Consider the following 26032-nt stretch of genomic DNA (forward strand, 5'->3'; position numbering starts at 1 on the left):
CGATAAGGAAGAAGGTGTCCCTTGCGTAATTTCTATCAGGCCGGACGATCAGTTACATATGGGCTGAATGGCGCCATCGCTACATCCAATGTGCATGCCTCACAAGCCGGTCTCGGCATTCTGAAGGCGGGGGGAAATGCCATGGATGCGGCCATTGCGGCCTGCGCGGTGCAATGTGTTGTCGATCCGATGCAGACAGGGATTGGCGGCGATTGCTTCACACTTGTCGCCCGCAATGGAGAAGGGGCGGTCGAAGGGCTGAACGGGTCAGGCCGGGCGCCCATGGCGCTGACGGCGGACTATCTGAGGGCGCAGGGGTTTGACAAGATGCTCCCGACAAGCGTTCATTCCGTGACCATCCCCGGCGCTATTGATGCCTGGACAAGGCTGCATGAAACATATGGCCGGATGGATTTCGCAGATATTCTGGCGCCGGCTATCGACTATGCCGAGAATGGTTTCCCCGTTACGCAGCGCACGTCTGTGGATTGGGAAATGGGCGTTGCCAAACTTCAGAAGAATGAGGCGGCCAGCAAGCTGTTCCTTAAAGACGGGAAGGCGCCGAAAGCGGGCAGTGTCTGGCGCCTGCCAGAGCTTGCGGCAACCTTGAAGGCGATTGCGAAAACTGGCCGCGCCGCATTCTACGAAGGGCCTCTTGCCGAACAGATGGTGGAGAGCTTGCGCGCCGCCGGAGGATTACACGAAGCGAAAGATTTCGCCGCAACTAACGCGAATTATGTCACGCCGATCCATGCGGATTATGCAGGCCACCGCGTGCACCAGATACCGCCGAACGGTCAGGGCATCACGGCGCTGATCATGCTCAATATCCTGAGCCGGCTCGGGCTTGACGGGCTCGACCCGAACGGGTCGATGCGGCTGCATCTGGAAGCGGAGGCGGCCCGCCTCGCCTATCTTGCGCGCAATAAATATGTGGCCGACCCGGAGCAGGCTGATGTGCCGGTCGAGATGCTGCTTTCCGATAAATTTGCCGATCATCTGTGCGGATTTATCGAAAAGGGCAAGGCCGGTGATCCGACGGGGGCCAATGCGCTGGAAAGCCACCGCGATACGATTTATCTGACCGTGGTTGACAAGGACCGCAACGCAGTTTCCTTCATCAATTCGCTATATCAGGGGTTCGGCTCCGGCATTGCCTGCCCGAACACCGGCGTGATTTTCCAGAACCGCGGTTTCGGATTTGTCATCGATCCGGATCATCCAAACTGTGTCGCACCCGGCAAACGCCCCCTGCATACGATCATTCCGGGCATGGTGACGAAAGACGGCAAGGCGGCCATGTCCTATGGGGTTATGGGGGGCGGATATCAGCCGGTCGGCCATGCCCATGTCCTGACGAATATCTGGAATTATGGCATGGATGTGCAGGAGGCGATTGACTGTCCGCGCGCCTTCTATAATGCAGGTGTTTTGGAGGTGGAGCAGGGAATTTCCCCATCCGTACGGGCCGAACTTGCCGCGATGGGTTACAAGCTGGCGGACACGGCCATGCCACTTGGCGGTGGGCAGATCATTGCGGTGGATCCGGAAACGGGCGTCCTGTCCGCCGGTTCTGAATCCCGTAAGGACGGCTGCGCGCTCGCCTATTAACGGCCCGGCCGGTCTTGTCCGCCATAATCGCGGATCGCCATGTCGCGCGCTTCATCGAAGGTAGGGGTCACCAGATACCTGCCTCGCCCATCTCCTTCCTGCATTCGTTCAAGCTGGCTGAGAAGACCGGGCGCCGCCTCTGACAGAATGATAAGCCGACCCTTGGCGTGGCTGCGGATAATAAAATCATTGAGCGCCGTCGCGCCCGTAGCATCCATCATGGGCACTCTGCCCATGCGGATAATGATGACATCGGTCTGTGCGTCAATGCGTTCCAGGACATCGGCGAGCAGTGAGACGGTGCCGAAAAAGAACGGGCCGGAAATCTCATAAGTTTCAACCCCGCGCGGCAGGCCATGTCCGGGCACATATTTTTCCTTTTCCGCACCGGTCATGTCGTCCTGATCCTCCTGCAGAAGGGGGATGTCCGTTGCGATCTCAACGGCGTTCGCCATGCGGTGCATGAAAAACAGGGCGGCCATGACAACGCCAACTTCGATCGCGAGGGTAAGATCGACGAGGATGGTCAGCAGGAATGTTGTCAGCAGGATCAATCTTTCCCCGATGGAGGCGCGCATCAGGCTCCGGAATCTATCCACCTCGCTCATATTCCAGGCGACAATGACCAGCACGGCGGCAAGGCAGGCAAGCGGGACATAGGCCGCAAGCGGAGCGAACAGCAACATGATCAGCAGCAGAAAAACAGCGTGCAGCATGCCGGAAACGGGGGTGCGGGCGCCGGATTTTATGTTGGTGGCCGTGCGGGCTATGGCGCCTGTTGCAGGCATCCCGCCAAACAGACCCGACGCCATATTGGCAATACCTTGCGCAACCAGTTCGCAGTTGGATCGGTGCCGTCGTCCTGTCATGCCATCGGCGACAACGGCAGAAAGAAGCGATTCCACACCGGCAAGAAAAGCGATGGTCAAGGCGCTTGGCAGCAGGGTTGGAAGCTCTCGCCAGTCAAAATCTGGCAGGGTCGGCATGGGCAGGAAGCGTGGCAGAGTGCCGAATTGCGATCCGATTGTTGCGACGGGAAGGCTGAGCGCTGCCGTGATCCCAGCCCCCGCAATCAGGGCAATCAGGAACCCCGGCGCCTTCGGGGCGTAAAGCCGCAAGGCGATAATCAGGGCGAGTGTTCCGGCCGCCAGGCAAAGGGTCATGATATCCGTGCGACCGAGGGAGCCCAGATATGTTTCCCACTGGCCAAAAACCTCGGCGGGCAGATTGTCAATGCCGAAGCCGAAAAAGGCGTTTATCTGGCTTGAAAAGATGATCACCGCAATTCCGGCTGTAAAGCCGGTGATGACTGGCTGGGGGATATATTTGATGAAGGTGCCAAGGCGGAGATACCCGGCAATCACCAGCATGAGACCGGCCATAATCGTGGCAATGACGAGTCCGTCATATCCATGCGTTCGGATCACATCGAAGACGACGACGACGAAGGCACCGGTGGGGCCGCCGATCTGAAAACGGCTGCCGCCGAGGGCAGAGATAAGAAATCCGGCCACAATAGCGGTTATCAGCCCCTTGTCCGGTGTCGTGCCCGATGCGATGGCGAGTGCCATGGCAAGGGGGAGTGCAACGATGGCGACGGTCAGTCCGGCAAGGGCGTCATGGCGGAAGTCGCCCCAGCTATAGCCATGACGCAACAATGTGTAGAGCTTGGGGACAAAGAGATGCCATGCGGGGGAAGCAGTTGAGGCATTACCCGGCAATTGTCTGTCGCCGATCATTTATTTGGATCACTATCGTGCCGCGTTTGCAGCAGGTTTTTCTTTACCTGACCGAGAAGGGCAATAAGCCGTTCCCGATCTTCCGTGGCAATCCCGCGCAGCGCCTCCTCCCGTACGCCATCGGCAACTGTTTCAAGCTCGGTCAGGATCGGCTGGGCGGCTTCGGTGAAATAGAGGCGATAGGCGCGGCGGTCTGCCGGATCTCTCCGGCGTTCAACGAAACCCCGCTGCACCAACCGGTCGATCAGCCGTCCGATGGTGGATTTGTCCAGTTCCAGATAATCCGCCAGCTCCGTCTGGGTGATCCCCTCACGCCGATCCAGAACGCCGAGGGCCAGCCATTTCGCCCGCGTCAGGTTATAGGGCTCCACTCTCCGGTCTATGACGGTGCGCAAAAGATGCGCAACTTCATGCACCAGCGTGCCCAGCGTGTTGTCCTGTTTGCTTAACATGGGAAGATTATAGTTGCTATGCCTACTATAATCAAGCTGACAAAAAAGGCCGCGAAACAGTCGCGGCCTCATTTGGCGGGATCAGCGGTGACGATTTACGCCCCAGCGATAGATTTTCCGGTTGCGCCGAGTTCCGCACAGGCTTGTTGAACGCGCTCCGCCATGGATTTTTCGCAGTCGCGTAGCCAGGCCCGGGGATCGTAATGTTTCTTGAACGGTGTGCCATCCTCGGGATCAATCTGATATTTGAAGGCCTTTGGATGTGCTTCCACATAGGCGCCGACGGGTTTGGAAAAGGCAAACTGGGTGTCGGTGTCCACATTCATCTTGAAGACGCCATAGCTGACGGCTTCGGCGATTTCTTCTGGGCTGGAGCCGGAGCCGCCATGGAAGACGAAATCAAGCGGCCGCTCTGTCGTGTCATAGACGCTCTGGATATGCTGTTGTGATGCCTTTAGAATTTCCGGTCGAAGCTGGACATTGCCGGGTTTGTAAACACCATGAACGTTGCCAAAGGCGGCGGCGACGGAAAAATGCCCGATGGGGGAGAGTTTTTCGTAGGCCTGCAAGACTTCCGAAGGCTGTGTGTAGAGCTTGCTGTTATCCATCTGGTCAATATCGCTGCCGACGCCATCTTCTTCACCGCCGGTTACGCCAAGCTCGATTTCAAGGCTCATGTCGATTTTGGCGAGACGTTTCAACACGCGCTCGCATTCCGCCAGATTTTCGTCAATCGGTTCTTCGGAAAGATCCAGCATATGAGAGCTGAACAGGGGCTTTCCGGTCACTTCATATTCTGCTTCGCTCGCGTCAATCAGGCTTTCAACCCAGGGAATCAGTTTTTTGTCGGCATGATCGGTATGTAGCACGACGCAGATGCCATATGCCTTGGCCACAGTATGGGCGTGACGAGCCGCGGAAATGGCGCCGAGAACGCGGGCCTTTTCCACATCCTTGATGCCCTTGCCTGCAAAGAACTGCGCGCCGCCATTGGATAGCTGAATGATGATGTCGGATTTGCTGTTCATGGCGCCTTCAAGGGCGGCGTTCAGCGTATTCGTGCTGGTTACATTAATGGCGGGCAGGGCAAAGCCCCGCGCCTTGCAGTTTTTCACGAGGGTCAGATAGTCGCTTCCCGTTACGACACCCGGCTTCAGTTTCTTGACTTCCTCTGGCACGTCTTGATTCCTTTGTTCTGAATAGTTTTGCGATTTGGTCGAAAAGATAGATGAAAACTCTTTAAAATTCTTTACATCCGTTCGGGAACATCAATCCCGAGAATGCCGAGAACCTGTTCCATCTGGCGCAGGGTAATGGCGCATAAGCGCAGGCGGGAGGCGCGGATATCCGCCTCCGCCTCGCCGAGAACAGGGCATTCATGATAGAAGGCGTTGAACTCCTGGCTGAGGGCGTAAACATGATCGCACAGGATGTTGGGCGCATTCTTTTCGGCCGCCACTGCGATAGCCTCGGGCAGGGAGGCGAGAGCCAGCATGAGGTTTCGCTCCGCCTCCATTCCGGCGAGAAGCCGTCCTTCCGTCAACCCTTGTTCCGCAGCCTTGCGCAGCATGGACTTGATGCGGACGGCGGCATACATCTGATAAGGACCGGTGCGCCCCTCGAACTTTGTGAAGCGCTCCAGATCGAAGATATAGTTGGACATCCGCTGATTGGAGAGGTCAGCATATTTGATCGCGGCGATCCCAACCTTGGTGGAAATATCCGCAAGTTCATCCGCATCGAACCGCTCTGACATACCGGCTGTTTCCTTGACAACCTTGCGGGCCTCGCCTATGGCGTCCTCGATCAGGCTTCGGAGACGGACGACGCCGCCGTCGCGGGTTTTCAGGGGCTTGCCATCCTTGCCGTTCACAGTGCCGAAGCCGATATGTTCCAGGTGACATTCCGGCTTCAGGCTGTGACATTTGCGAGCGGCGCGGAATACCTGCTCGAAATGCAGGCTCTGGCGGGCATCGACAACATAAAGAATGCTGTCCGGTTCATGCTCCATACTGCGCATCTCTATGGTGGCAAGATCGGTGGTGCCATACATCACCGCGCCATCGGATTTCTCAAGGATCAGCGGCGGCATTTCCTTCTTGTCGCTTTCCTCGGAAACACGGACAACAACGGCGCCATCGGAAATCTCGGAATAGCCTGCCTCTTTCAACCGGGCGAGCATGAGCGGGATATGCTCATTCGTATCGGCCTCACCCTTCCATTCAGTGAAATGGGCGCCGAGGAGATCAAAGTCGGTGCGGGTTTCTTCAATGGAGACATCGCGCATATGCTGCCAGAGCGCGCGATATCCTGCACGTCCCTGCTGCAATTCAAAGGTGGCGGAGCGGGCCGCCTCCAGAAAAGCGGGATCTTCTTTGCTGCGGCTGGAGGCGGCGGGATACAATTCCTGCAGTTCTTCAACGGTCACAGGGGATGCCGCAGGGTAGGGGCCAGTATAATCCTTGTCGAAATAGGGCAGGTCCGGCTGGCGGCGCTCGATCTCCTTGATCAACAGGCCCATCGGCAGGCCCCAGTCACCGAAATGTACATCGCTGATGACCTCATCGCCCAGAAAGAGGCGCAGGCGGCGAAGGCTCTCCCCGATGATGGTGGCGCGCAAATGTCCTACATGCATGGCCTTGGCGACATTCGGCCCCCCGTAATCAAGAATGACTTTCTGCGGGGTATGGCCGCTGCGGGCGCCGAACCAGGCATCCGCCGCGATATCGCTGATATGGCCGGTCAGAAAATCATCGGACAGCTTCAGATTGATGAAACCGGGTCCGGCGAGGGTCAGATCAGCAAACAGGCCTGTTTTTTCCAGCTCTGCAATCGCCTCGGCGCCGATTTCTCGCGGGTTGCGGCCGGCCTGCTTGGCGGCGGCGAGCGCGCCATTGCACTGGAACTGTCCCAGGTCACGACGTTGCGAAGTGAATGTTTTGCCAAATGCCGGATCAAGGCCAATGGCGGCAAAGGCCTGGCCGACCGTATGGCTGAGCTGGGAGAGAAGGGAATTTGTCACTGAATTATCCGGGCCATTTTCATTTCGTCACTTGTACAGGCGATGCATTGATCTTACGTGCAGCGATGTTGAGGCTCTATCTAATGGAAAATACGGGTCGGGCCAAGAAAATTGGCAATATTCTGCCGGGATATGCGGAAATCCCTGTGATCTGCTGGTACGGTTGCAGATTCTTTACTCCTCCCTTGACAGCGGGACGGCTTTTGACTACATCCTTGCTGCAATTGTTAGCACTCTATGTGGATGAGTGCTAATGAATCTCAAATGACGATATAAACCTTAGGATGAGGGAGATATTTATGAATTTTCGTCCATTGCATGATCGCGTATTGGTCAAGCGCGTTGAAGCCGAAGAAAAGACGGCTGGCGGGATTATCCTCGTTGACAGTGCACAGGAAAAACCCTCACAGGGCAATGTTCTGGCCGTTGGCACGGGTTCCATCGCAGAAGATGGCAGCGTTCGCCCGCTTGATGTGAAAGTCGGCGACAAAGTTGTCTTTGGCAAATGGTCCGGCACTGAAATCAAGGTCGATGGGGAAGATCTCCTGATCATGAAAGAATCAGACATCATGGGCATTCTGGCCTAATCCGCACAATTGTGATTGAGGAAGATAGAAATGGCAAAAGAAGTCAAATTTAACACAGACGCACGTCGCCGCATGCTGAAAGGCGTAAATACGCTGGCCGACGCCGTGAAAGTGACCCTTGGCCCGAAAGGCCGCAATGTTGTGATCGACAAATCCTTCGGCGCCCCGCGCATCACCAAGGACGGCGTGAGCGTTGCCAAGGAAATCGAGCTTGAAGATAAGTTTGAAAATATGGGCGCGCAGATGGTCAAGGAAGTTGCTTCCAAGACCAACGATGTTGCCGGTGACGGCACGACAACGGCGACGGTTCTCGCCCAGTCCATCATCCAGGAAGGCCTGAAGGCCGTTGCCGCCGCCATGAACCCGATGGATCTGAAGCGCGGTATTGATCTGGCGGTCGCCAAGGCTGTCGGTTCCATCAAGGACATGTCCAAGCCGGTCTCCAGCCAGGATGAAATTGCCCAGGTTGGCACCATTTCCGCCAACGGCGAATCCGAAATCGGCAGCATCATTTCCGAAGCCATGCAGCGCGTCGGCAATGAAGGCGTCATCACGGTTGAAGAAGCCAAGGGCCTTGCGACTGAACTTGATGTTGTGGAAGGCATGCAGTTCGACCGCGGCTACCTCTCTCCCTACTTCGTGACCAACGCAGAAAAGATGGTTGCCGATCTCGACAATCCCCTCATTCTGCTGCACGAAAAGAAACTGACCAATCTGCAGCCGATGCTGCCGCTTCTCGAAGCCGTTGTTCAGTCCGGCAAGCCGCTTCTCATCATTGCGGAAGACATTGAAGGCGAAGCCCTGGCGACACTCGTGGTCAACAAGCTGCGCGGCGGCCTCAAGGTTGCGGCTGTCAAGGCTCCGGGCTTCGGTGACCGCCGCAAGGCAATGCTGGAAGACATCGCAATCCTGACCGGTGGTCAGGTTATTTCCGAAGAACTCGGCATCAAGCTTGAAAGCGTTGGTCTTGAGATGCTCGGCACGGCGAAGTCTGTTTCCATCTCCAAGGAAGAAACCACCATCATTGATGGCGCTGGCGAAAAGGCTGATATCGAAGGCCGTTGCAACCAGATCCGCAAGCAGGTGGAAGAAACCAGCTCCGATTATGACCGTGAAAAGCTGCAGGAACGTCTGGCCAAGCTCGCTGGCGGTGTTGCCGTAATCAAGGTTGGCGGCGCAACGGAAGTTGAAGTGAAGGAACGCAAGGACCGCGTTGATGATGCGCTTCACGCAACCCGCGCGGCTGTTGAGGAAGGCATTGTTGCCGGTGGTGGCGTTGCCTTGCTGTATGCTTCCCGCGCCCTTGATGGCCTGAGCGGTGCGAACGAGGACCAGAATGTCGGCATCAAGATCGTGCGTCGCGCTTTGCAGGCGCCGTGCCGCCAGATTGCTGAAAACGCCGGTTCCGACGGGGCTGTCGTTGTGGGCAAGCTGCTGGAACAGAAGAGCACGACTTTCGGTTTCAATGCCCAGACAGGCGAATATGGTGACATGCCGGCCGCGGGCGTTATTGACCCGGCCAAGGTTGTGCGCGCGGCTCTGGAAGATGCCGCTTCTATCGCTGGCCTGCTGATCACCACCGAAGCCATGATCGCTGATCTTCCGGCGAAGGACGGTGGCGCTCCGGCAATGCCTGATATGGGCGGCATGGGCGGTATGGGCGGCATGGGCTTCTAAGCCACCGCTGATCCGATTTAAAAGAAAAGGGCCGCTCCCTGAGGGAGCGGCCCTTTTTGCTGCGTCATTATTGCGGCGAGACAGAAGTCTGCATATCTGCGCGCCAGTCAGGCCTTTTCAAACAGATGCATGAAATTATTGGCGGGCATTGGGCGGGCAACAAGATGCTGCAAGCCATTTTTGCGGGCCTCTGTGATGACATCGCGTATGTCGCGCACTCCATAGCCCGCATCCCGTGCTTTCAGCCAGCCGTCAAACTCCCTGTTGCTGTTGGCCGTATGTTCCCCATTGATCTTAAACGGGCCATAAAGGATCAGCCGTCCGCCTGCGGGTAAAATACGTCCGGCCCCGGCCATCAGTCCCGCTGTCGTTGCCCAAGGGGAAATATGGATCATATTGGCATTGAAAATGGCTGTGACCGGCTTGTCTTCATATGCCTCCTCCTCCACGGGCCACTGCGCTTCTGTCACGTCAAGCCAGAGAGGCGGGAGAAGGTTATCAGCAGGGGCATGGGCTATCCAGTCGCTGACGCTGTCCATCTGTTCCTGTTCATAATTGCTGGACTGCCAGAGAAGAGGCGTCAGCCGCGGCGCGAAATATATGGCATGTTCGCCGCTGCCGCTGGCTACCTCCAGCACGGTTCCCTGCTGCGGGAGCCAGTCTTTAAGCACCCTCAGAATAGGCTCGCGGTTTCGCTCTGCNGCAGGGGCGAATTGCCGCCGGTCAGTCATTGCTGCTGTCTCTCGGCGGCTTTGATTTTTTCCGGTCAGCAGTGAAGCCCTCCTTGAAAAAAGCGGCCCGCTTGCTTTCTGGCAGTGCCCTCGCCATTTCCAGCATGGAAGTTTGCAGGAAGGTTTCAATCTGCATCTGCTTGGCGATCATATCCGCGTAAACCTCGTTGATTGCCGGGATATCCAGTGTCTCTGCCGTGAATAATTCCGCCAGTTTCTGACGGTTTTCGCGAAACTCACGGAAGTAGGGACGCAGATTTTGTCGCCGTTCCTTCCAGAATTCGTCAAGAAGTTCCTTTTCCTGATCACTCAGAACAGTGACGGCGGCGCGGCGGTCAAAATGCATCCTGTCCCCATGACGCCGGTCCCCGCCGTGGCCGACCCATTGGGTAATGATGAAACCGCCGATGACAAGATTGACGGCCAGCGACACGATCAGCGCCAGGGAGAGTATTTTGTTCCTAGAGATTCTCATAGTCGTTTTCCAGATCAATCAGGCTCGTGCTGCTGAAGACGAGGGTGTTCAGGGTGTCCTCATCCGTGCTGGTGATAATATCAGGGCTCGCGAAGCCGAGGAAAATGCCGATGCAGGCGGCCATAACCATTCCGGCGGCAGGCTGCCACAGGGCGCCGAACGGCCACAGGCTTTTGAGGAAGGAGCCCTGATTGATCTCTTCGGCGCTTGTCAGCACCCGACCCAGCAGGGCGGCGGAAGCCGGGGGGACGAGGGATTCCTGTTGCAGCAGTAAATCGAACTTCGCTTCCTGCCGGAGCAGGCTGCGCGCAACATCGGACGTGTCGAGCAGACGCTGCATCATCGGCAGGTCATCCGCAGGCCATGCCTCTTCCCGGGCGCCATAAGTCTCGACAATCTCCTTGAAGCGCTCAAGCTCCGCAGTCAGCTTTTCTTTCATCCTTCAACTCCATCCAGCATCCGGCGCGCTGGTAACAGCAGCTCTTTGAGTTTCCTTCGGCCTCTGGCGAGCAGGGATTCGAGAGCCTCTACCGATATATCCATGATCGCCGCCGCTTCCATATTTCCACATTCTTCGAAATGCACCAATGAAATAGCGATGCGCTGACGGGCCGGAAGTTTCTGAAGGGCTTCGGTGACCTTGTCGCCAAGCTGCCTCTGTGCTTTCAACTCCAGGGCATTCGGCGCAGGATCAGCCATTTCGGGAACCTCATCATCGCTGTAACGTTTCTGCTTTCGCAAATAATCAACACACAGGTTATGCGTGACGCGATGAAGCCAGGTTCTGATCTGGGCCTTCGGCTGCCATTTCGGGGCCTGTTTCCAGAGCCGGATGAAAGCTTCCTGCGCCATATCTTCGGCCAGGCTGGCATCTCCGAGAATGCGCAATGCGAGCCGGTATGCGCCGTTCAGATAAAGATCCACAACAACCCGGCTTGCAGAGGCGTTCCCTCCGGCGACGGCCTGCATAAGCTCAGCATCTTTCTCGATATCGCCCAGACTATGCATCATCACCCGATGGTTCCATGGAAGATCAACCCGCCACTCGCCATAACTGATAATTATACGGGCGGGGATATGGATTCCGTCGCAGAAAATTTATGCTGCGCGGAAAGGCAGGATCAGCCGGATTACGCCGTTTCCTTGTCTTCGCTGGCGCTGGCCTTTTCTTTGGGTTTGTCCTTTTCGATGTCGTTCAGCAGGCTGCCCTGCTCACCGGCGATTTTCTTGAGGGAACCGCCGATTTCTCCGCCCGGCTCGATTTCAATCTCGCCATAGCTGATGTCACCGCTGACACGGCCGGTCTTGCGAACGACAAGACGCTTGCGGGCTTTCATGGTTCCGTCGAACTGGCCGGAAATATCCGCCGTATCAATATCGACCGTGCCGTTGAACACGCCGCTCTGGCTAATCTCGATTTCCTTGCTGGTCATCGAGGCTTCCACTTTGCCTTCAACAATCAGGCGGTCGCAGGAAGTGATTTCGCCTTTCAGGTGGATATCCGCGCCGACATGGAGCTTGCTGCCTTCTTTCTTTTCATCCGCAGCCATCCCATAAGGCGCAGGTTTTGAGCGCAAGTTGTTATCAATACCAAAGCTTCTTGTTCCGCCAGTAGTCGTCATCGGTTTTACCCTGCTTTCAAGTTTCTGTTCAGGATTAGATTGAGTTTCCTTGTTGCTTTCGGGTGTGTCCGTCAATTTCGGTTTCTTTTGAAACATATTTTCACAATCCTACTCATTCTAAATATGCCGGATTTGGCCATAAGATAGTGTCCGGCATGCGTTGGTTTTTTGTCAAAAGTATGGCATTTGCCGCCGTTTCCCTGTAAACCGGCGGCCTTTAAGGTTAACATATCTGCCTATCGCAAGTGTAATATTTCTGGATGACAATGCCCACTCGAAAAATTTTCGGACTTCTCGCCCTGCTGGTGATGCTGACCCTTTATTGCGCCGGTTGCGTCTTTGTCGCCGTGCAGTATTTGCCCGATAGCAAGCTTGCGGAGCTGATCTTCTATCCGCTTGCCGGAATTGTCTGGGTTTTCCCTGCCATCCGGATCGTCCGCTGGATGCAGGCCCCGCCCGACGGTACATAGACAAAAAAAGCCGGATCGAGAGGGGGGATCGATCCGGCTTCGTATTGCCTTTCAATGGGAGAGGGGGACTTTCCCACGGATCAGCAAAAGAAATGATAGCGTCTGTATCAAACTACACCCTCTATCTGGTGTTTTTTTTGCTCATTTCCAGTGATCTTGATCACTCTTTCTTGAGCTCATCAAATCCCCGTTCACAGGAATCATTTGATGGCCTGAAAACCGATTGTTTCAGGCGGTCTTCGCAAGAATTGCGCGACCCTTTGCTTATTATGTTGAGTGATAATTATGACTCTTTTACGGCAAGGGACGTGTTTTTTACTGCGCGAGGCTGCAAAGGCGCTCCGTTGCCAGAATCAGGCTGGTGATATTATCAGAGGTGGACAGCCGGTGATCCCCGTTTTTGATCAAGGAGACGGTCACGTCCTCGCTGGTGAGCGCCTCTTGTATGTCCAGCGCGGTTTTCCATGGCACGCTGTCATCCTGCATCCCCTGTATCAGATGGACGGGGCAGTTCACATCTATCGGACCATTCAGCATGAAATTACGCGGGCCGTCATCAAGCAGCTTGCGGGTAATGATATAAGGTTCTTCCGAATATTCCGACGGTTGTTCCCAGTATCCCTTGTTCTGAATGTCCGCTTTCCCTTCCGGCGGCATATCTTCCCACATGCGGGTGGTGAAATCCGGCGCGGCGGCAATGCCGATAAAACCGGCGATCCTTTCCGGGCGCAACAGCGCCATGCGCAGGCCGATCCATCCCCCCATGGACGAGCCGACAATGATCTGCGGCCCTGCTGTGCACTCATCGAGTATGGCGAGCGCATCATCGGTCCAGCGGCTGATGGTCCCGTCTATAAAGTTGCCGGTCGACAGCCCGTGCCCCATATAGTCAAATCGCGTGTAGCCTCTATGCAGGGCGGTCATCGCTTTTTCGAGAGCGAGCGCCTTGGTGCCTTCCATATCGGACATGAATCCGGGGCAGAAAAGCACACCGGGAGAGAAACCGGCCGTGTGATGGTAGGCAAGGGATTGACCGTCAGGCCGGGGAAGCATACTAGGTGTGTCTGGTGCTGCCATTTTTGTAACAGTGACTGTTAAAGATATCGTTGATGAGCGAATTTGATCCTGAACATAGCACTCCTTCGGCCATTGACGAAAGGCGTCTTCCGACAGTTTTGCAAATCCTGCCAAGTTTGCATGGCGGTGGAGTGGAGCGCGGCACCATTGAAATGGCGTCGGCGCTGAAGGAAAATGGGTGGCTGCCCATCGTTGTCTCCTCCGGTGGCGTCATGACGCATGAGCTGAAACGCATGGGGGTTCGGCACATCCTGCTGCCTGTCGATAGCAAGAATCCGCNGGAGATGTGGCGCAACGTCAGGCGTATTGCCGCCATCATACGCGAGCATAATGTGGATATCGTTCATGCGCGCAGCCGCGCCCCGGCCTGGAGCGCCTATTTCGCGGCACGGCGGACAAAAACTCATTTCGTCACCACCTTTCATGCGGCCTACACCCGCGGCGGCCGTCTCAAGAATGCCTATAACGCCATCATGGTGAAGGGGGAACGGGTTATCGCTATCTCCGACTTCATCGCCGCACATATCCGTCAAAATTACGAGGTGACGCCCGAGAAAATTGTCACCATACCGCGTGGCGTGGATTGCCGGAAATTCAACCCCGCCGCCGTTCATGCCGAACGGATCATCGACATGGCGCGCGCCTGGGACCTTCCGGACGGGGTGCCGGTAATCATGTTGCCGGGCCGTCTCACGCGGCTGAAAGGGCATACCACCTTTATCAAGGCGCTGGGGCGGATCAGGGATCGGGATTTTGTCGCTCTTCTTGTCGGCAGCACCGAAGGCCGCGAAGCCTATTGCGAGGAGCTGAACACCCTCGTCAAGGCGGAAGGGCTGGAGGGGCGCGTGCAGATCAAGGGACATTGCGAGGATATGGCGGTTGCCCTGATGCTGTCCGATGTCGTGGTATCCGCAACGACCGTGCCGGAAGGGTTTGGCCGGGTGGCGGTCGAGGCGCAGGCCATGGGGCGGCCGGTGATTGCGACGGCTCATGGCGGGTCCATGGAAACGGTTATCGATGGGGAAACCGGCTGGCTGGTGCCCGTCGGCGATGTGGAGGCCATGGCGGCGGCCCTTGGTGAAGCGATTGCGCTGCCAACCGAGACGCGGGAAGCCGTTGCTCTCCGGGCGCGGGAACATGTCATGACCCGCTATTCCGTTGACCGCATGTGCAACGCTACTCTCGCGTTGTATCAGGATGTCCTCCGGCAGTAGGTCTCTGGCTAGAAATACGGCACTAAATAGGGAGCGGTGCCGTCTATTGCTTGACATGATCCGCCAGTTTTCTAAAGTCCCGGCATGATCGTCGATCCAGGGCAGGGTGTTGTTCGGGGCCGGTCAGAGAATGGATGGAAAACCAATGGTAAACGGACAAGTGGAAATTACGCTTCCTGATGGAAGCAAACGGGCTTTTGACCGTCCGGTTTCAGGCGCAGAGTTGGCGCAGGATATCGGACCGGGGCTCGCCAAGGCAGCGCTCGCCCTTCGTATTGATGGTGAAATGAAGGATCTGAAAACGATCCTGGATCAGGACACAAATGTCGAGATTGTCACCGCCCGTGAAGAGGATGACGCGGTGCTGGAACTGCTGCGTCATGACGCAGCCCATGTGATGGCGGAGGCGGTGAAGGAGCTTTACCCCGATACGCAGGTGACCATTGGCCCGGCCATTGAAGACGGCTTTTATTACGATTTCTCCCGCAAGGATCCGTTTACCCCGGATGATCTGGAAAAGATCGAGAAGCGGATGCATGAAATCGTTGATCGCGATGAAGATATCGTTCGTGAGGAATGGACGCGCAGCGAGGCGGTCGAGTTTTTCAAAAATGCCGGGGAGCATTACAAGGCGGAAATCATTCACGCCATTCCGGAAGGCCAGCCCATTGGCATCTACCGTCAGGGCGCGTTTCAGGATCTCTGCCGGGGGCCGCATCTGCCGTCCACCAAAAAGCTGGGCCATGCTTTCAAGCTGATGAAGCTGGCGGGTGCCTACTGGCGCGGTGATTCCCGCAATGAAATGTTGCAGCGAATCTATGGCACCGCCTGGCGCAGCGAGAAGGAGCTGAAAGCCTATCTTCACCGGCTGGAAGAGGCGGAGCGGCGGGATCATCGCAAGCTTGGCCGGGAGATGGACCTGTTCCATATGCAGGAAGAAGCCGTCGGCATGGTGTTCTGGCATGAAAAGGGCTGGACGCTGTATCGCACGCTGGAACGTTATCTCCGGCACAAGCTGGAAGAGGCAGGCTACAAGGAAGTGAAAACGCCACAGCTTGTCGATCGCAAGCTATGGGAGGCGTCTGGTCACTGGGAAAAATTCGGCGAGCATATGTATACCGCCGAATCCGAGGAACGCACCCTCGCTCTCAAGCCGATGAACTGCCCCTGCCATGTGCAGATTTTCAATCAGGGCATCACCAGCTATCGCGATCTGCCGCTGCGCATGGCGGAGTTCGGCTCCTGCCATCGCTATGAGCCGTCAGGCGCGCTGCATGGCATCATGCGGGTGCGCGGCTTTACGCAGGATGATGCGCATATCTTCTGCACCGAAGAGCAGATCATGTCGGAAACCGAAACCTTCTGCGAACTGCTGCTGGCGGTTTACAAGGATTTCGGTTTTGAAAAGGTGAAGGTAAAATTCTCCGACCGTCCTGAAGTGCGGGCCGGGGATGACAGCATTTGGGACAAGGCGGAAGGCGCCCTTCGCGAGGCGATTGAAGCGACCGGCATTTCCTATACCATGAACCCCGGCGAAGGCGCTTTTTACGGGCCGAAGCTGGAATTCGTGCTGACTGATGCCATCGGCCGCGACTGGCAGTGCGGCACGTTGCAGGTGGACTTTGTGCTGCCCGAACGGCTTGGTGCCAACTATATCGGCGAAGATGGCGCGAAGCATCGTCCCGTCATGCTGCATCGTGCGATCTTTGGGTCGATGGAGCGGTTTATCGGTATCCTGATCGAGGAGTTTGCCGGACGCTTTCCGCTGTGGCTGGCGCCGGAGCAGGTGGTTGTCGCCACCATTACCGATGATGCGGACGATTATGCGCGTGAAGTGCTGGCGGCCCTGAAGAAGCGCGGCCTCCGGGCGAGCCTTGATCTTCGCAACGAGAAGATTAACTACAAGGTTCGGGAGCATTCTCTGGCCAAGGTGCCGGTTTTGCTGGTTGCCGGAAGACGCGAGGCGGAGGAGAAAACCATCTCGATCCGCCGTCTTGGTGATAAGCACCAGAAAGTGCTGCCGCTTGACGAGGCAATTGCCGCGCTCGCCCTTGAGGCGCAGGTGCCTGGACAATGAATTGTCTGGCAATGCAAAGAAGCTGTGGCAACAAAACATTAAAAAATATAGAATAAGATGGTTAAACTCTCCCGGCGGGAGGGGATACGGATCAATTGTTGAAGGAGAAAGTACATAGCTCGCCCACAGAGAAATACGGTTCCCACTAAGGAGGGGCCGCGCACAAATGAGGATATCAATGTCGCCAGCGTTCGTCTGATCAATGAGGACGGCGATAATATTGGACTGGTTTCCATACAGGCCGCCATGGGGCTGGCCGATGAAGCTGGCCTCGATCTGGTGGAAGTCTCCCCCGGGGACACGCCGGTTTGCAAGCTGATGGATTTCGGACGCGCCCGGTTCGAGGCCCAGAAAAAAGCGGCGGTGGCCCGCAAAAAGCAAAAGACCATCGAAATCAAGGAAATCAAGATGCGTCCCAACATCGACCAGCATGATTATGAGGTCAAGATGCGGGCGGTGCATAAATTTCTGGACTCTGGCGACAAGGTGAAGCTGACCATGCGGTTCCGTGGGCGTGAGATGGCCCATCAGGAGCTTGGTATGAAGCTCCTGAACAGGGTTCGTGAAGAAACGGAAGAGCTGGCAAAGGTCGAGCAGCATCCGAAAATGGAAGGCCGCCAGATGACCATGGTCATTGCGCCGGTCAAATAACCGGCCAGGCGATTTCCCTGAAAGAATCACAGGGCCTGCAATCTCCAGACGGGATTGCAGGCCGGTTTTATTTACCCCCAGATTTACATTCGGATTGCGGCACCACTTTCTCAGTCAGGGACGTGACGGTAAAGGGGGCGGTGCTGTCTGGGATGTCGACCGTGATTTTTGCCGCATCGACGAAGGAATAGTCACCGGTGGAATTGAGACGCCAGAGCCTCGGCGCCGCCGCATCGCCGAACCCTTTATCGAGGCAATAGGGGTTGGTATCACCATGGATCAGCAGAACGGGCTTCGCATATCTCGCCGCGAGATAGCGCAAGCGCAGATTGATGGAGGCAAAGGCGTCGCATTTCTGACGTTCTTTGCTGGTGCAGGGCGTCTGATACTTGCGCTGGGTTATGTCGGCCTGTGTCGCAATGACAACTGCGGCAGCGTCGATTCTCCCGGCTTCCGTGAACGCCGCGTCGAGCCAGAGCAGATTGGCTTCGTCCCTCGCCTCCGTGAGGGTGAGGGCAAACGCCACATTATCGAGAAGAATCTCTTCCCGCCCATTGTTGGTTGAAACCAGGTGCAGCGTCGCAAAGAGGACATTATTGTAAAGCCAGCGCATATTTTCTGGGAAAAGCGGTTGCTGTGAGAAGCGCCATTCCGGCGGCAGCGGCATTGGGGCGGCGTAGAACAGCCGTCGCAGGACATCAAGACGGTCAAGCTCCGACATCGGTTCAGGAATGGCGCGCCGGTCGCAATCCGTCCAGTCGTTGTCGCCGGGCGTATAGAAGACCCGTCCCGGATGCAGCCCCATGATCTGATCACGGCGTTCCGTCAGCAGGTCATCCGTGCAGGTGCTTTTTGCATCCTTGAAATCCCCAAGGAAGAGGACAAAAGGCAGGGGGCTCGCCCGGATGGCCGGATAGGCGCGCTGGGTGAGGGTGCGGCTTTCCTCGGCCGAATAGGGCACATCCGAAATGGCGAGAAAGGAAAAGCGCTCCGACGATCGGGCAGGCGCGGTCGGGATTATCAGGCTAAGCAGGCTCAGAAGTGTTATGGCGACAATAATATGTCTTGAGTTTCGGCCTGTGTGCATGCTCATCATTTTGCCTCGTTCTGGGTGCGTCGGGCGTATTGGGACGCGCCGGGATGCCTTGTGGACGACCGGTAGAAGCGTTTGTGACATCTCGGTAAAAAAGCCGTCGATGGGGCTTGAATTTAACGCGAGGCGATTGTATAACCCTCGCTTCGCTGAGCATTCCGGCCAATTGGGGCTGCCGAGTCTGCTCATTCGCTTCAATGCTGAGAATTAAAGGAAGCCAGAAATGCCCAAGTTGAAAACCAAGAGCAGCGTGAAAAAACGTTTCTCTCTCACCGCCTCCGGGAAAGTCCGGGCGAACCAGGCTGGCAAGCAGCATGGTATGATCAAGCGGACTAACAAGCAGATCCGCAATCAGCGCGGCACCACGATCCTTGCCGATCAGGATGCGCGTATCGTCAAAAAATTTATGCCTTACGGCTAAGGAGAGAGATCCATGGCACGTGTCAAACGCGGCGTCACCACGCACGCCCGCCACAGAAAAGTTATCAAGGCTGCCAAAGGTTACTACGGCCGCCGCAAGAACACCTTCCGCACGGCAGTACAGGCGGTTGAAAAGGCCGGTCAGTACGCCTATCGCGACCGCCGGACCAAGAAGCGCAATTTCCGCGCCCTGTGGATCCAGCGCATCAATGCCGCCTCGCGCGAGCAGGGCATGACCTACGGCAACTTTATGCACGGCCTCAAGCTGGCCGGCATCGATCTGGACCGGAAGGTTCTGGCCGATATTGCCGTACGCGAGCCTGAGGCCTTCAAGGCATTGGTCGAAGCAGCCCAGAAAGCTGCCGCCAACGCCTGATACTCCGGGCCCTCGAAAACCTAGACATTTTCGTAGACCACTTTATTAAAAGGGGGCCCAGTTTGCGGCCCCTTTTTTATTTGCGAGACGTGATGCAGGATATTGAAAAGCTTGAACAGGAATTGCTCGGCCAGATTGGCGCGATAACGGATCTTGAGGCGCTGGAATCGCTCAGGATTTCCGCGCTTGGCAAGAAGGGCAGCGTCAGCCTGATGATGCGCGGTCTCGGCCAGATGGACCCGGCCGAGCGTCAGCAGGTGGCCCCGCAGCTCAATCGGTTGAAGAACACGGTGACCGAGGCGATTGAGGAGGCGAAAGCCGCCCTGCAGAATGCGGCGCTGGATGCAAAACTCGCCAAGGAACGGATCGACATCACTCTTCCGGTCCGGCCGGAAGCTGCGGGACGGATACATCCGATCAGCCAGGTGATTGACGAGATTACGGAAATTTTCGCCGGTATGGGCTTCGATATTGCCGAAGGCCCGGATATTGACGATGATTTTCACAATTTCACGGCGCTCAATATTCCCCCGGAACATCCCGCCCGACAGATGCATGATACCTTCTATCTGCCCGAGAAGGAGGATGGCTCTCGTCTGTTGCTGCGGACGCATACCTCAACGGTGCAGATCCGCACCATGCAATCAAAGGCCCCGCCGCACCGGATCATTGTGCCGGGTCGGACCTTCCGCAGCGATTCCGATCAGACCCATACCCCGATGTTCCATCAGATCGAAGGGCTGGTCATCGACAAGACCAGCCATATGGGGCATCTGAAGGGCGTGCTCGCGGAATTCTGCAAGGCGTTTTTCGAGCTGGAGGAAGTGACGATGCGGTTTCGCCCGTCCTACTTCCCGTTCACCGAGCCGTCGGCGGAAATGGATATCCGCTGCACCTTCGCGGGCGATCACATCAAGGTGGGGGAAGGTGAGGACTGGCTGGAAATTCTCGGCTGCGGCATGGTCAATCCGCGGGTGCTGGAGCATTGCGGCCTCGACCCGGCGGAATATCAGGGCTTTGCCTGGGGCATGGGGATCGATCGCATCGCCATGCTGAAATACGGCATTCCGGATTTGCGCGCCTTTTTCGATTCGGACCTGCGCTGGCTTAAACATTACGGTTTTGTGCCCCTTGATATTCCGACGCTGGGGGGAGGGTTGTCCCGATGAAATTCACGGTTTCCTGGCTGAAAGAACATCTTGAGTATGACGCGACGCTTGACGAGCTGTCGGAGCGGCTGACCGCCATCGGTCTTGAGGTGGAAGAAATTACCGACCGGGCGCGGGAACTGGCCGCCTTCAGGGTTGCCCATGTTGTTGAGGCGGTTCAGCATCCGGATGCGGATCGCCTGCGGGTGTGCAAGGTTGATACAGGGGAGGGTGTCGTGCAGGTCGTCTGCGGCGCCCCCAATGCCCGCACCGGCATGAAAGGCGTCTTCGCCCCCTCCGGCTCCTATGTTCCGGGAACGGACCTGTGGCTGAAGCCGAGCAAAATCCGCGGTGTGGAAAGCAACGGCATGCTGGTATCGGAGCGGGAAATGGGCCTCTCCGATGAGCATGACGGGATTATTGACCTGCCGGAGGAAACACCGATCGGCGCGTCTTTTGCGACAATCGCCGGGCTGGATGATCCGGTGGTGGAAATTGCCATCACGCCCAATCATCAGGATGCCCTCGGCGTTTACGGGATTGCCCGCGATCTTGCGGCAAGCGGCTTTGGCACCCTGAAGCCGCTTGATACAACGGCGGTGGCAGGCAAATTTGAAAGCCCCATCGGGGTCCGCCTCAACTTCGGAAATGTTGATCCGCTGCCCTGTTCCAAATTTGTGGGTAGATATGTACGCGGGGTGAAAAACGGCCCGAGTCCGAAATGGCTCCAGGATAAACTCCGGGCTATCGGTTTGCGGCCGATCTCGGCGCTGGTCGATATCACCAACTATATATCCTATGACCTGGCGCGGCCGCTGCATGTGTTCGATGCCGACAAGGTGACAGGCGGTATTCAGGCGCGGCTGGCAACGGAAGGTGAAACGCTGCTCGCCCTCGACGGGGAGGAATATGAGCTTTCCGATGACATCTGCGTTATTGCCGATGATGCGCGTGCGCTTGGCATTGGCGGTGTCATGGGGGGCGAGGAGTCGGGCTGTACCGATGTCACGACGAATGTGTTTATCGAGGCCGCCCTGTTCGATCCGATCCGCATTGCAATGGCGGGGCGCAAGCTCGGAATCCTTTCCGATGCGCGCTACCGGTTTGAACGTGGCGTCGATCCGGCCTTCGTCGATAACGCGATGGAGATTGCCACCCGCCTTGTGCTGGGCCTTTGCGGCGGAGAGCCGAGCCATGTCGTTGTGGCAGGAGAAGGGCCTAACTGGCAGAAATCTGTCACGCTGCGCAAAAGCCGGGTTAAGGAACTTGGGGGCGTCACGGTGCCGGAAAGCGACATGATCGCCATATTGGACCGTCTGGGCTTTGCGCCCAAGGAGGCGGGGGAGGTTATCGAAACCTCGGTGCCGTCCTGGCGTATGGATGTGGATGGGGAGGCCGACCTGGTGGAAGAAGTCCTCCGTATGTTCGGCTATGACAATATACCCGCGGTTCCCCTGCCGCTTGAAAATGTGGTGGCGAAACCGGCGGTGAACGCAAAACAACGTCGCGTTCGGATCGCAAAACGTGCCCTTGCGGCGCGCGGAATGATGGAGGCGGTGACATTCTCCTTCCTGTCGCGTGCGCATGGGGATCTGTTTGGCGGCGTGGCAGATGATATTGTTCTCGTCAATCCGATCAGTGCGGATCTTAACGCAATGCGCCCGTCACTTCTGCCTAATCTGATTTCGGCGGTCGGGCGTAACCAGGCGCGCGGGTTTTCCGATATCTCTCTGTTTGAAGTTGGTTCGGAATATCACTCCGACCAACCGGATGGACAGATTACGGCGGCAGGCGGTCTTCGCGTCGGTGTCACGGCCCCGCGCCATTGGAGCGGGGCCGGGCGGAAGGTTGATGCCTATGACGCCAAGGCCGATGTGCTCGCCCTGCTGGACGCGATGGGCGGCCCGGCGGGGTCGGTGCAGATCGTTGAAGGCGCACCGGAATGGTATCACCCCGGTCGCTCCGGTGTCATGCAGCTGGGCCCGAAGAATCGCCTCGCCGCTTTTGGCGAGATTCATCCGCGTATCCTCGATGTCATGAAGGTGAAGGGCCCAATCGTCGGGTTTGAGGTGTATCTGGATAATATTCCATTACCGAAATCGCGAGAAACGGCGCGTCCGCCGCTCGTGGTTTCCGATTATCAGTCGGTGGAGCGGGACTTCGCCTTTGAAGTGGATGTGGAAACATCCGCCGAAAGCCTCATCCGGGCGATCCGCAGCAGCGACAAGAAGCTGATCACGGATGTATCCATCTTCGATATCTATCAGGGGGAAAAGATGGCGGAAGGCCGCAAGTCGGTGGCACTTTCAGTGCGCTTGCAACCCTCAGACCGAACCTTGACCGAAGAGGAAATCGAGGCGGTTGCGGCAAAAATAATCAGCAATGTTCAAAAGACGACAGGCGGCAGTCTGCGTCATTAAGAAATGCCCTTGTGAAGGGAAGGGGGGCCGGTCTCGGCTCCCCTTGTTCCTTTCTGGAGAGAATGAAAATGACAAAAACCATACCGGAAGGCTTTACGGAATTTCCGGGCGCCATGGGCTTTATCGAACTTTGCGGCCCCTTGCTGGTGAAGTATGAAGAGGGGGCTGCCCATCTCGGACTCCGGGTCGGCGACCAGCACTGCAATCCGGCCAATATCTGCCATGGCGGACTGCTGATGACCTTTGCCGACATGCAACTCGGCGTCGGGGCGCAGGCCGCCTCGGGCATGCGCGTTTTCCTGCCGACGGTTCATATGTCCTGCGATTTTGTTGCCCCGACGCCGAATGGCGCGTGGCTGGAAGGGCGGACGCAGGTGACGCGGCGAACCAGATCAATGATCTTTGCAACCTGTACCCTGACGGCGGATGGCGAGACCGTTTTTAGCGCATCAGGGATCATGAAAATCCCGTCCGGCAATGGCACCTTTTCCAAGGTCGCCTTGCCGTCACTAAAATAGCAATTGAATTTGTCCATAAAGCTGTTACTTGGATGAGCAGAAAATGAGTTTAAAAGCGCCCAGATGACAGATCTCAGTAAAATCCGGAACTTCTCGATCATTGCCCATATCGACCATGGGAAATCGACACTGGCCGATCGCCTGATCCAGATGTGCGGCGGCCTTGATGATCGCGAGATGCAGCAGCAGGTGCTCGACAGCATGGATATCGAGCGCGAGCGCGGTATTACCATCAAGGCGCAGACGGTGCGGCTTCTTTATACGGCGAAGGACGGAGAGACATATACTCTCAATCTCATTGATACGCCCGGCCATGTGGATTTCGCCTATGAGGTGAACCGGTCGCTTTCCGCCTGTGAAGGGTCGGTTCTGGTTGTCGATGCCAGCCAGGGGGTGGAGGCGCAGACACTCGCCAATGTCTATCAGGCGATTGAGGTCAACCATGAAATCCTGCCGGTGCTGAACAAGGTGGATCTGCCCGCTGCCGATATCGACCGGGTAGTGGAGCAGATTGAAGATGTGATCGGCATTGATGCGAGCGGCGCTATACCGATTTCGGCCAAGACCGGCAAGGGCGTGGATGAGGTGCTGGAGGCGATTGTCGCCCATATTCCCGCGCCGACCGGAGACCGAAATGCCCCCTTGCAGGCGCTGTTGATTGACAGCTGGTACGATGCCTATCTTGGCGTCGTCGTGCTGTTCCGTGTACGTGCGGGAGTGATCAAAAAGGGCCAGAAAATCCGCATGATGGAAACCGGGGCCAGTTACCTTGTCGATCGCGTTGGCGTTTTCACGCCGAAGGGGCTTGTCGTCGATGAGCTGGGACCGGGCGAGATCGGCTTTATGACCGCGGCCATCAAGCAGGTGGCCGATACCAAGGTGGGTGACACCATCACGGATGATCGCAAACCCGCGGCCACTCCGCTTCCTGGCTTCAAGCCGAACCAGCCGGTTGTTTTCTGCGGCCTGTTTCCAGTGGATGCCGCCGATTTTACGGAACTGAAGTCGAGCCTTGGCAAGCTGCGCCTTAATGACGCGAGCTTCTCGTTCGAAGCGGAAACCTCCGCCGCGCTCGGTTTTGGCTTCAGATGCGGGTTCCTCGGCCTTCTGCANCTTGAAATCATTCAGGAGCGGCTGGAGCGGGAGTTTGACCTCGATCTGATTACCACCGCGCCTTCGGTCGTCTACCGCCTTTATATGCGCAATGGCGANATGATGGANCTGCACAACCCGGCGGANATGCCCGATGTGACGCTGATTGATCATATCGAGGAGCCGTGGATCAAGGCNACCATCNTGGTGCCGGACGAATATCTCGGGCAGGTGCTGAANCTNTGNGAGGANAAGCGCGGCGTGCAGGCGGATCTGACCTACACGGGCAACCGNGCNATGGTNGTTTANNNGCTNCCGCTNAACGAGGTGGTGTTNGATTTTTATGATCGCCTGAAATCNGTGACGCGNGGTTANGCNAGTTTTGATTATGAAATCGACAGNTATCNGGAAAGCGATCTCGTCAAGATGACGATCCTGGTCAACAGCGATCCNGTCGATGCGCTNGCCATGATCGTGCATCGCGCCCAGGCGGAATCACGCGGCCGNCAGCTTTGCGAGCGGCTCAAGGACCTGATCCCGCGCCAGCTTTTCAAGATTGCCCTGCAGGCGGCCATCGGCGGCAAGGTNNTTGCGCGNGAGACNATTTCGGCGNTGCGCAAGGATGTGACGGCGAAATGTTATGGCGGCGANATCACCCGCAANAAGAAGCTGCTGGAAAAGCAGAANAAGGGNAANAAGCGCATGCGNTCCGTCGGNAATGTGGAAATNCCGCAGGAAGCCTTCCTTGCGGCCCTCAAGATGGGGGATGACTGAGGGNGAAGGCTGTTATCTGATGAANCCGNGTCCTTCGGCGCGCTTTCTCTTGCGGNAGAANAACAGCAGNAACAGNCCGATCAGCANAAAAANCAGCGANGCCGGCCANAGNAGNACGGTGACGATGACGGGGTCCCANAGGNCAGGNAAGATATAGCGCTGGATGANGGCNTGCACGAGNTTGAGGCTGCCNGCATCNAGCTTGAACCACAGCTCGCCCAGCAGAAGGACATTCCAGCTCTGGCTGCCCAGAAACTGGAGCAGGTCATAGCCGAGAATGACGAACGCGCCGCCGACGAACAGCCAGCCCAGGATCCGGCCGATAATCATATCTTCGCTCCTGATTGATCAAGAGCTGCATCCTACGCGGAAATACGCCGGAATTCAAAGTTTACGGTAAGGCGTCACCGGATTGTCATGGCGGCTATTTTATTTCATGAAGTGGGGTTTGAAGCCTTGCATTCTCGCCGCTCTCAAGTATATTCCCCGCGCGCCCTGCAAAAAACGGGCGCTTTGCGGAGGGGTGGCCGAGTGGCTGAAGGCGCACGCCTGGAAAGTGTGTATACGGCGAAACCGTATCGGGGGTTCGAATCCCCCTCCCTCCGCCATCCACCCCCGGCAATTTGTCTCTAATCTTGTCTGGCGACGCAAGGGCCCGTAACAGGGCGCTTATTTGCGACCATTCCCTCTCTCGCTCGAGTCTCCGGGCAGTTAGATGTCGGTCATTCGGCGGCCAATAGCCATCCCGTCTCCGGCCGTCTGATGGTAGGGTGAGTTTCACGCGAA

Annotated in this window: 24 protein-coding genes and 1 tRNA gene; 14 read left to right on the forward strand and 11 right to left on the reverse strand. The window is 56.9% G+C overall.

Annotation, left to right across the window (positions count from 1 at the left end; translation table 11 throughout):
- Positions 1-21 precede the first annotated feature (21 nt).
- Positions 22-1611 (forward strand): gamma-glutamyltransferase, encoded by a 1590-nt coding sequence (gene ggt, locus CMN55_RS09820; protein ID WP_293949615.1) that lies wholly within the window; start codon positions 22-24, stop codon positions 1609-1611.
- Here ggt and CMN55_RS09825 read toward each other — a convergent pair.
- The 4 genes from CMN55_RS09825 to argS all read right to left on the reverse strand — a co-directional run bounded on the left by CMN55_RS09825 (position 1608) and on the right by argS (position 6824).
- Positions 1608-3350 carry a SulP family inorganic anion transporter gene (locus CMN55_RS09825; protein ID WP_293949616.1) on the reverse strand — a complete coding sequence of 581 codons (1743 nt, stop codon included), beginning with the start codon at positions 3348-3350 and terminating at the stop codon, positions 1608-1610. The two genes, ggt and CMN55_RS09825, sit on opposite strands and share 4 nt — an antisense overlap.
- Positions 3347-3802, reverse strand: coding sequence for a MarR family winged helix-turn-helix transcriptional regulator (locus tag CMN55_RS09830; protein WP_293949617.1), 456 nt, complete (start codon positions 3800-3802; stop codon positions 3347-3349). The genes CMN55_RS09825 and CMN55_RS09830 overlap by 4 nt, the downstream gene beginning before the upstream one ends.
- A gap of 95 nt (positions 3803-3897) precedes the next feature.
- The gene (gene fbaA / locus CMN55_RS09835) at positions 3898-4980 is read right to left on the reverse strand and encodes a class II fructose-bisphosphate aldolase (RefSeq protein WP_293949618.1); all 1083 of its coding nucleotides are present in this window, start codon (positions 4978-4980) and stop codon (positions 3898-3900) included.
- 71 nt (positions 4981-5051) lie between these two features.
- Positions 5052-6824: an arginine--tRNA ligase gene (argS, locus tag CMN55_RS09840; RefSeq protein ID WP_293949619.1), complete on the reverse strand. Its 1773-nt coding sequence runs from the start codon at positions 6822-6824 to the stop codon at positions 5052-5054.
- Positions 6825-7123: 299 nt separating this feature from the next.
- Between argS and groES the strand changes: the two genes are divergently transcribed.
- Positions 7124-7411 (forward strand): co-chaperone GroES, encoded by a 288-nt coding sequence (groES, locus tag CMN55_RS09845; RefSeq protein WP_293949620.1) that lies wholly within the window; start codon positions 7124-7126, stop codon positions 7409-7411.
- A 30-nt stretch (positions 7412-7441) separates the two neighbouring features.
- Positions 7442-9088 carry a chaperonin GroEL gene (gene groL, locus CMN55_RS09850; protein WP_293949621.1) on the forward strand — a complete coding sequence of 549 codons (1647 nt, stop codon included), beginning with the start codon at positions 7442-7444 and terminating at the stop codon, positions 9086-9088.
- Positions 9089-9195: 107 nt separating this feature from the next.
- Here the strand turns inward: groL and CMN55_RS09855 are convergent, their stop codons facing one another.
- The 5 genes from CMN55_RS09855 to CMN55_RS09875 all read right to left on the reverse strand — a co-directional run bounded on the left by CMN55_RS09855 (position 9196) and on the right by CMN55_RS09875 (position 11916).
- Positions 9196-9819, reverse strand: a complete 624-nt coding sequence (locus CMN55_RS09855; protein ID WP_293949622.1) for a DUF938 domain-containing protein — start codon at positions 9817-9819, stop codon at positions 9196-9198.
- A complete protein-coding gene (locus tag CMN55_RS09860; protein WP_293949623.1) occupies positions 9812-10294 on the reverse strand; it encodes a periplasmic heavy metal sensor in 483 nt (160 codons plus the stop codon). The genes CMN55_RS09855 and CMN55_RS09860 overlap by 8 nt, the downstream gene beginning before the upstream one ends.
- Positions 10281-10733: a hypothetical protein gene (locus CMN55_RS09865; protein WP_293949624.1), complete on the reverse strand. Its 453-nt coding sequence runs from the start codon at positions 10731-10733 to the stop codon at positions 10281-10283. Before CMN55_RS09865 ends, CMN55_RS09860 begins: the two co-directional genes overlap by 14 nt.
- A complete protein-coding gene (locus CMN55_RS09870; protein ID WP_293949625.1) occupies positions 10730-11305 on the reverse strand; it encodes an RNA polymerase sigma factor in 576 nt (191 codons plus the stop codon). The genes CMN55_RS09865 and CMN55_RS09870 overlap by 4 nt, the downstream gene beginning before the upstream one ends.
- 119 nt (positions 11306-11424) lie before the next feature.
- Positions 11425-11916, reverse strand: a complete 492-nt coding sequence (locus CMN55_RS09875; RefSeq protein ID WP_293949626.1) for a bactofilin family protein — start codon at positions 11914-11916, stop codon at positions 11425-11427.
- Between the two features lie 266 nt (positions 11917-12182).
- Between CMN55_RS09875 and CMN55_RS09880 the strand changes: the two genes are divergently transcribed.
- Positions 12183-12386, forward strand: a complete 204-nt coding sequence (locus tag CMN55_RS09880) for a DUF2842 domain-containing protein (protein ID WP_293949627.1) — start codon at positions 12183-12185, stop codon at positions 12384-12386.
- 315 nt (positions 12387-12701) lie between these two features.
- On the opposite strand, the gene CMN55_RS09885 is transcribed toward CMN55_RS09880, so the two are convergent.
- Positions 12702-13463 (reverse strand): alpha/beta hydrolase, encoded by a 762-nt coding sequence (locus CMN55_RS09885; RefSeq protein ID WP_366932001.1) that lies wholly within the window; start codon positions 13461-13463, stop codon positions 12702-12704.
- 32 nt (positions 13464-13495) lie between these two features.
- On the opposite strand from CMN55_RS09885, the gene CMN55_RS09890 reads away from it, so the two are divergent.
- The 3 genes from CMN55_RS09890 to infC all read left to right on the forward strand — a co-directional run bounded on the left by CMN55_RS09890 (position 13496) and on the right by infC (position 17405).
- Positions 13496-14677, forward strand: a complete 1182-nt coding sequence (locus tag CMN55_RS09890; protein WP_293949629.1) for a glycosyltransferase family 4 protein — start codon at positions 13496-13498, stop codon at positions 14675-14677.
- A gap of 145 nt (positions 14678-14822) precedes the next feature.
- Complete coding sequence (gene thrS / locus CMN55_RS09895) at positions 14823-16754, forward strand: threonine--tRNA ligase (RefSeq protein WP_293949630.1); 1932 nt, start codon at positions 14823-14825, stop codon at positions 16752-16754.
- 114 nt (positions 16755-16868) lie between these two features.
- Positions 16869-17405, forward strand: coding sequence for a translation initiation factor IF-3 (gene infC / locus CMN55_RS09900; protein ID WP_293949644.1), 537 nt, complete (start codon positions 16869-16871; stop codon positions 17403-17405).
- 67 nt (positions 17406-17472) lie between these two features.
- On the opposite strand, the gene CMN55_RS09905 is transcribed toward infC, so the two are convergent.
- The gene (locus CMN55_RS09905; RefSeq protein WP_293949631.1) at positions 17473-18492 is read right to left on the reverse strand and encodes a hypothetical protein; all 1020 of its coding nucleotides are present in this window, start codon (positions 18490-18492) and stop codon (positions 17473-17475) included.
- A 229-nt stretch (positions 18493-18721) separates the two neighbouring features.
- Between CMN55_RS09905 and rpmI the strand changes: the two genes are divergently transcribed.
- From rpmI to CMN55_RS09940, 7 genes are all read left to right on the forward strand, one after another.
- Complete coding sequence (gene rpmI / locus CMN55_RS09910; RefSeq protein WP_293949632.1) at positions 18722-18919, forward strand: 50S ribosomal protein L35; 198 nt, start codon at positions 18722-18724, stop codon at positions 18917-18919.
- 12 nt (positions 18920-18931) lie between these two features.
- The gene (gene rplT, locus CMN55_RS09915) at positions 18932-19294 is read left to right on the forward strand and encodes a 50S ribosomal protein L20 (RefSeq protein ID WP_293949633.1); all 363 of its coding nucleotides are present in this window, start codon (positions 18932-18934) and stop codon (positions 19292-19294) included.
- A 92-nt stretch (positions 19295-19386) separates the two neighbouring features.
- Positions 19387-20463, forward strand: coding sequence for a phenylalanine--tRNA ligase subunit alpha (gene pheS, locus CMN55_RS09920; RefSeq protein ID WP_293949634.1), 1077 nt, complete (start codon positions 19387-19389; stop codon positions 20461-20463).
- The gene (gene pheT, locus CMN55_RS09925; RefSeq protein WP_293949635.1) at positions 20460-22862 is read left to right on the forward strand and encodes a phenylalanine--tRNA ligase subunit beta; all 2403 of its coding nucleotides are present in this window, start codon (positions 20460-20462) and stop codon (positions 22860-22862) included. Before pheS ends, pheT begins: the two co-directional genes overlap by 4 nt.
- Positions 22863-22930: 68 nt before the next feature.
- Complete coding sequence (locus tag CMN55_RS09930; protein WP_293949636.1) at positions 22931-23380, forward strand: PaaI family thioesterase; 450 nt, start codon at positions 22931-22933, stop codon at positions 23378-23380.
- Between the two features lie 63 nt (positions 23381-23443).
- Positions 23444-25246, forward strand: coding sequence for a translation elongation factor 4 (gene lepA, locus CMN55_RS09935; RefSeq protein WP_293949637.1), 1803 nt, complete (start codon positions 23444-23446; stop codon positions 25244-25246).
- 517 nt (positions 25247-25763) lie between these two features.
- Positions 25764-25854 (forward strand) — tRNA-Ser (locus CMN55_RS09940).
- Positions 25855-26032 lie beyond the last annotated feature (178 nt).

This window comes from Sneathiella sp. (assembly GCF_002694385.1).
Lineage (GTDB): Bacteria > Pseudomonadota > Alphaproteobacteria > Sneathiellales > Sneathiellaceae > Sneathiella.

Bases quoted from the DNA above. Each gene is read 5' to 3' on its own strand.
- rpmI (WP_293949632.1), top strand. From the start codon at position 18,722: ATGCCCAAGTTGAAAACCAAGAGCAGCGTGAAAAAACGTTTCTCTCTC.
- CMN55_RS09865 (WP_293949624.1), bottom strand. From the start codon at position 10,733: ATGAAAGAAAAGCTGACTGCGGAGCTTGAGCGCTTCAAGGAGATTGTC.
- CMN55_RS09875 (WP_293949626.1), bottom strand. From the start codon at position 11,916: ATGACGACTACTGGCGGAACAAGAAGCTTTGGTATTGATAACAACTTG.
- CMN55_RS09880 (WP_293949627.1), top strand. From the start codon at position 12,183: ATGCCCACTCGAAAAATTTTCGGACTTCTCGCCCTGCTGGTGATGCTG.
- CMN55_RS09885 (WP_366932001.1), bottom strand. From the start codon at position 13,463: ATGGCAGCACCAGACACACCTAGTATGCTTCCCCGGCCTGACGGTCAA.
- CMN55_RS09860 (WP_293949623.1), bottom strand. From the start codon at position 10,294: ATGAGAATCTCTAGGAACAAAATACTCTCCCTGGCGCTGATCGTGTCG.
- pheT (WP_293949635.1), top strand. From the start codon at position 20,460: ATGAAATTCACGGTTTCCTGGCTGAAAGAACATCTTGAGTATGACGCG.
- rplT (WP_293949633.1), top strand. From the start codon at position 18,932: ATGGCACGTGTCAAACGCGGCGTCACCACGCACGCCCGCCACAGAAAA.
- CMN55_RS09930 (WP_293949636.1), top strand. From the start codon at position 22,931: ATGACAAAAACCATACCGGAAGGCTTTACGGAATTTCCGGGCGCCATG.
- CMN55_RS09870 (WP_293949625.1), bottom strand. From the start codon at position 11,305: ATGATGCATAGTCTGGGCGATATCGAGAAAGATGCTGAGCTTATGCAG.
- pheS (WP_293949634.1), top strand. From the start codon at position 19,387: ATGCAGGATATTGAAAAGCTTGAACAGGAATTGCTCGGCCAGATTGGC.
- groES (WP_293949620.1), top strand. From the start codon at position 7,124: ATGAATTTTCGTCCATTGCATGATCGCGTATTGGTCAAGCGCGTTGAA.
- thrS (WP_293949630.1), top strand. From the start codon at position 14,823: ATGGTAAACGGACAAGTGGAAATTACGCTTCCTGATGGAAGCAAACGG.
- groL (WP_293949621.1), top strand. From the start codon at position 7,442: ATGGCAAAAGAAGTCAAATTTAACACAGACGCACGTCGCCGCATGCTG.
- CMN55_RS09830 (WP_293949617.1), bottom strand. From the start codon at position 3,802: ATGTTAAGCAAACAGGACAACACGCTGGGCACGCTGGTGCATGAAGTT.
- CMN55_RS09905 (WP_293949631.1), bottom strand. From the start codon at position 18,492: ATGCACACAGGCCGAAACTCAAGACATATTATTGTCGCCATAACACTT.
- CMN55_RS09825 (WP_293949616.1), bottom strand. From the start codon at position 3,350: ATGATCGGCGACAGACAATTGCCGGGTAATGCCTCAACTGCTTCCCCC.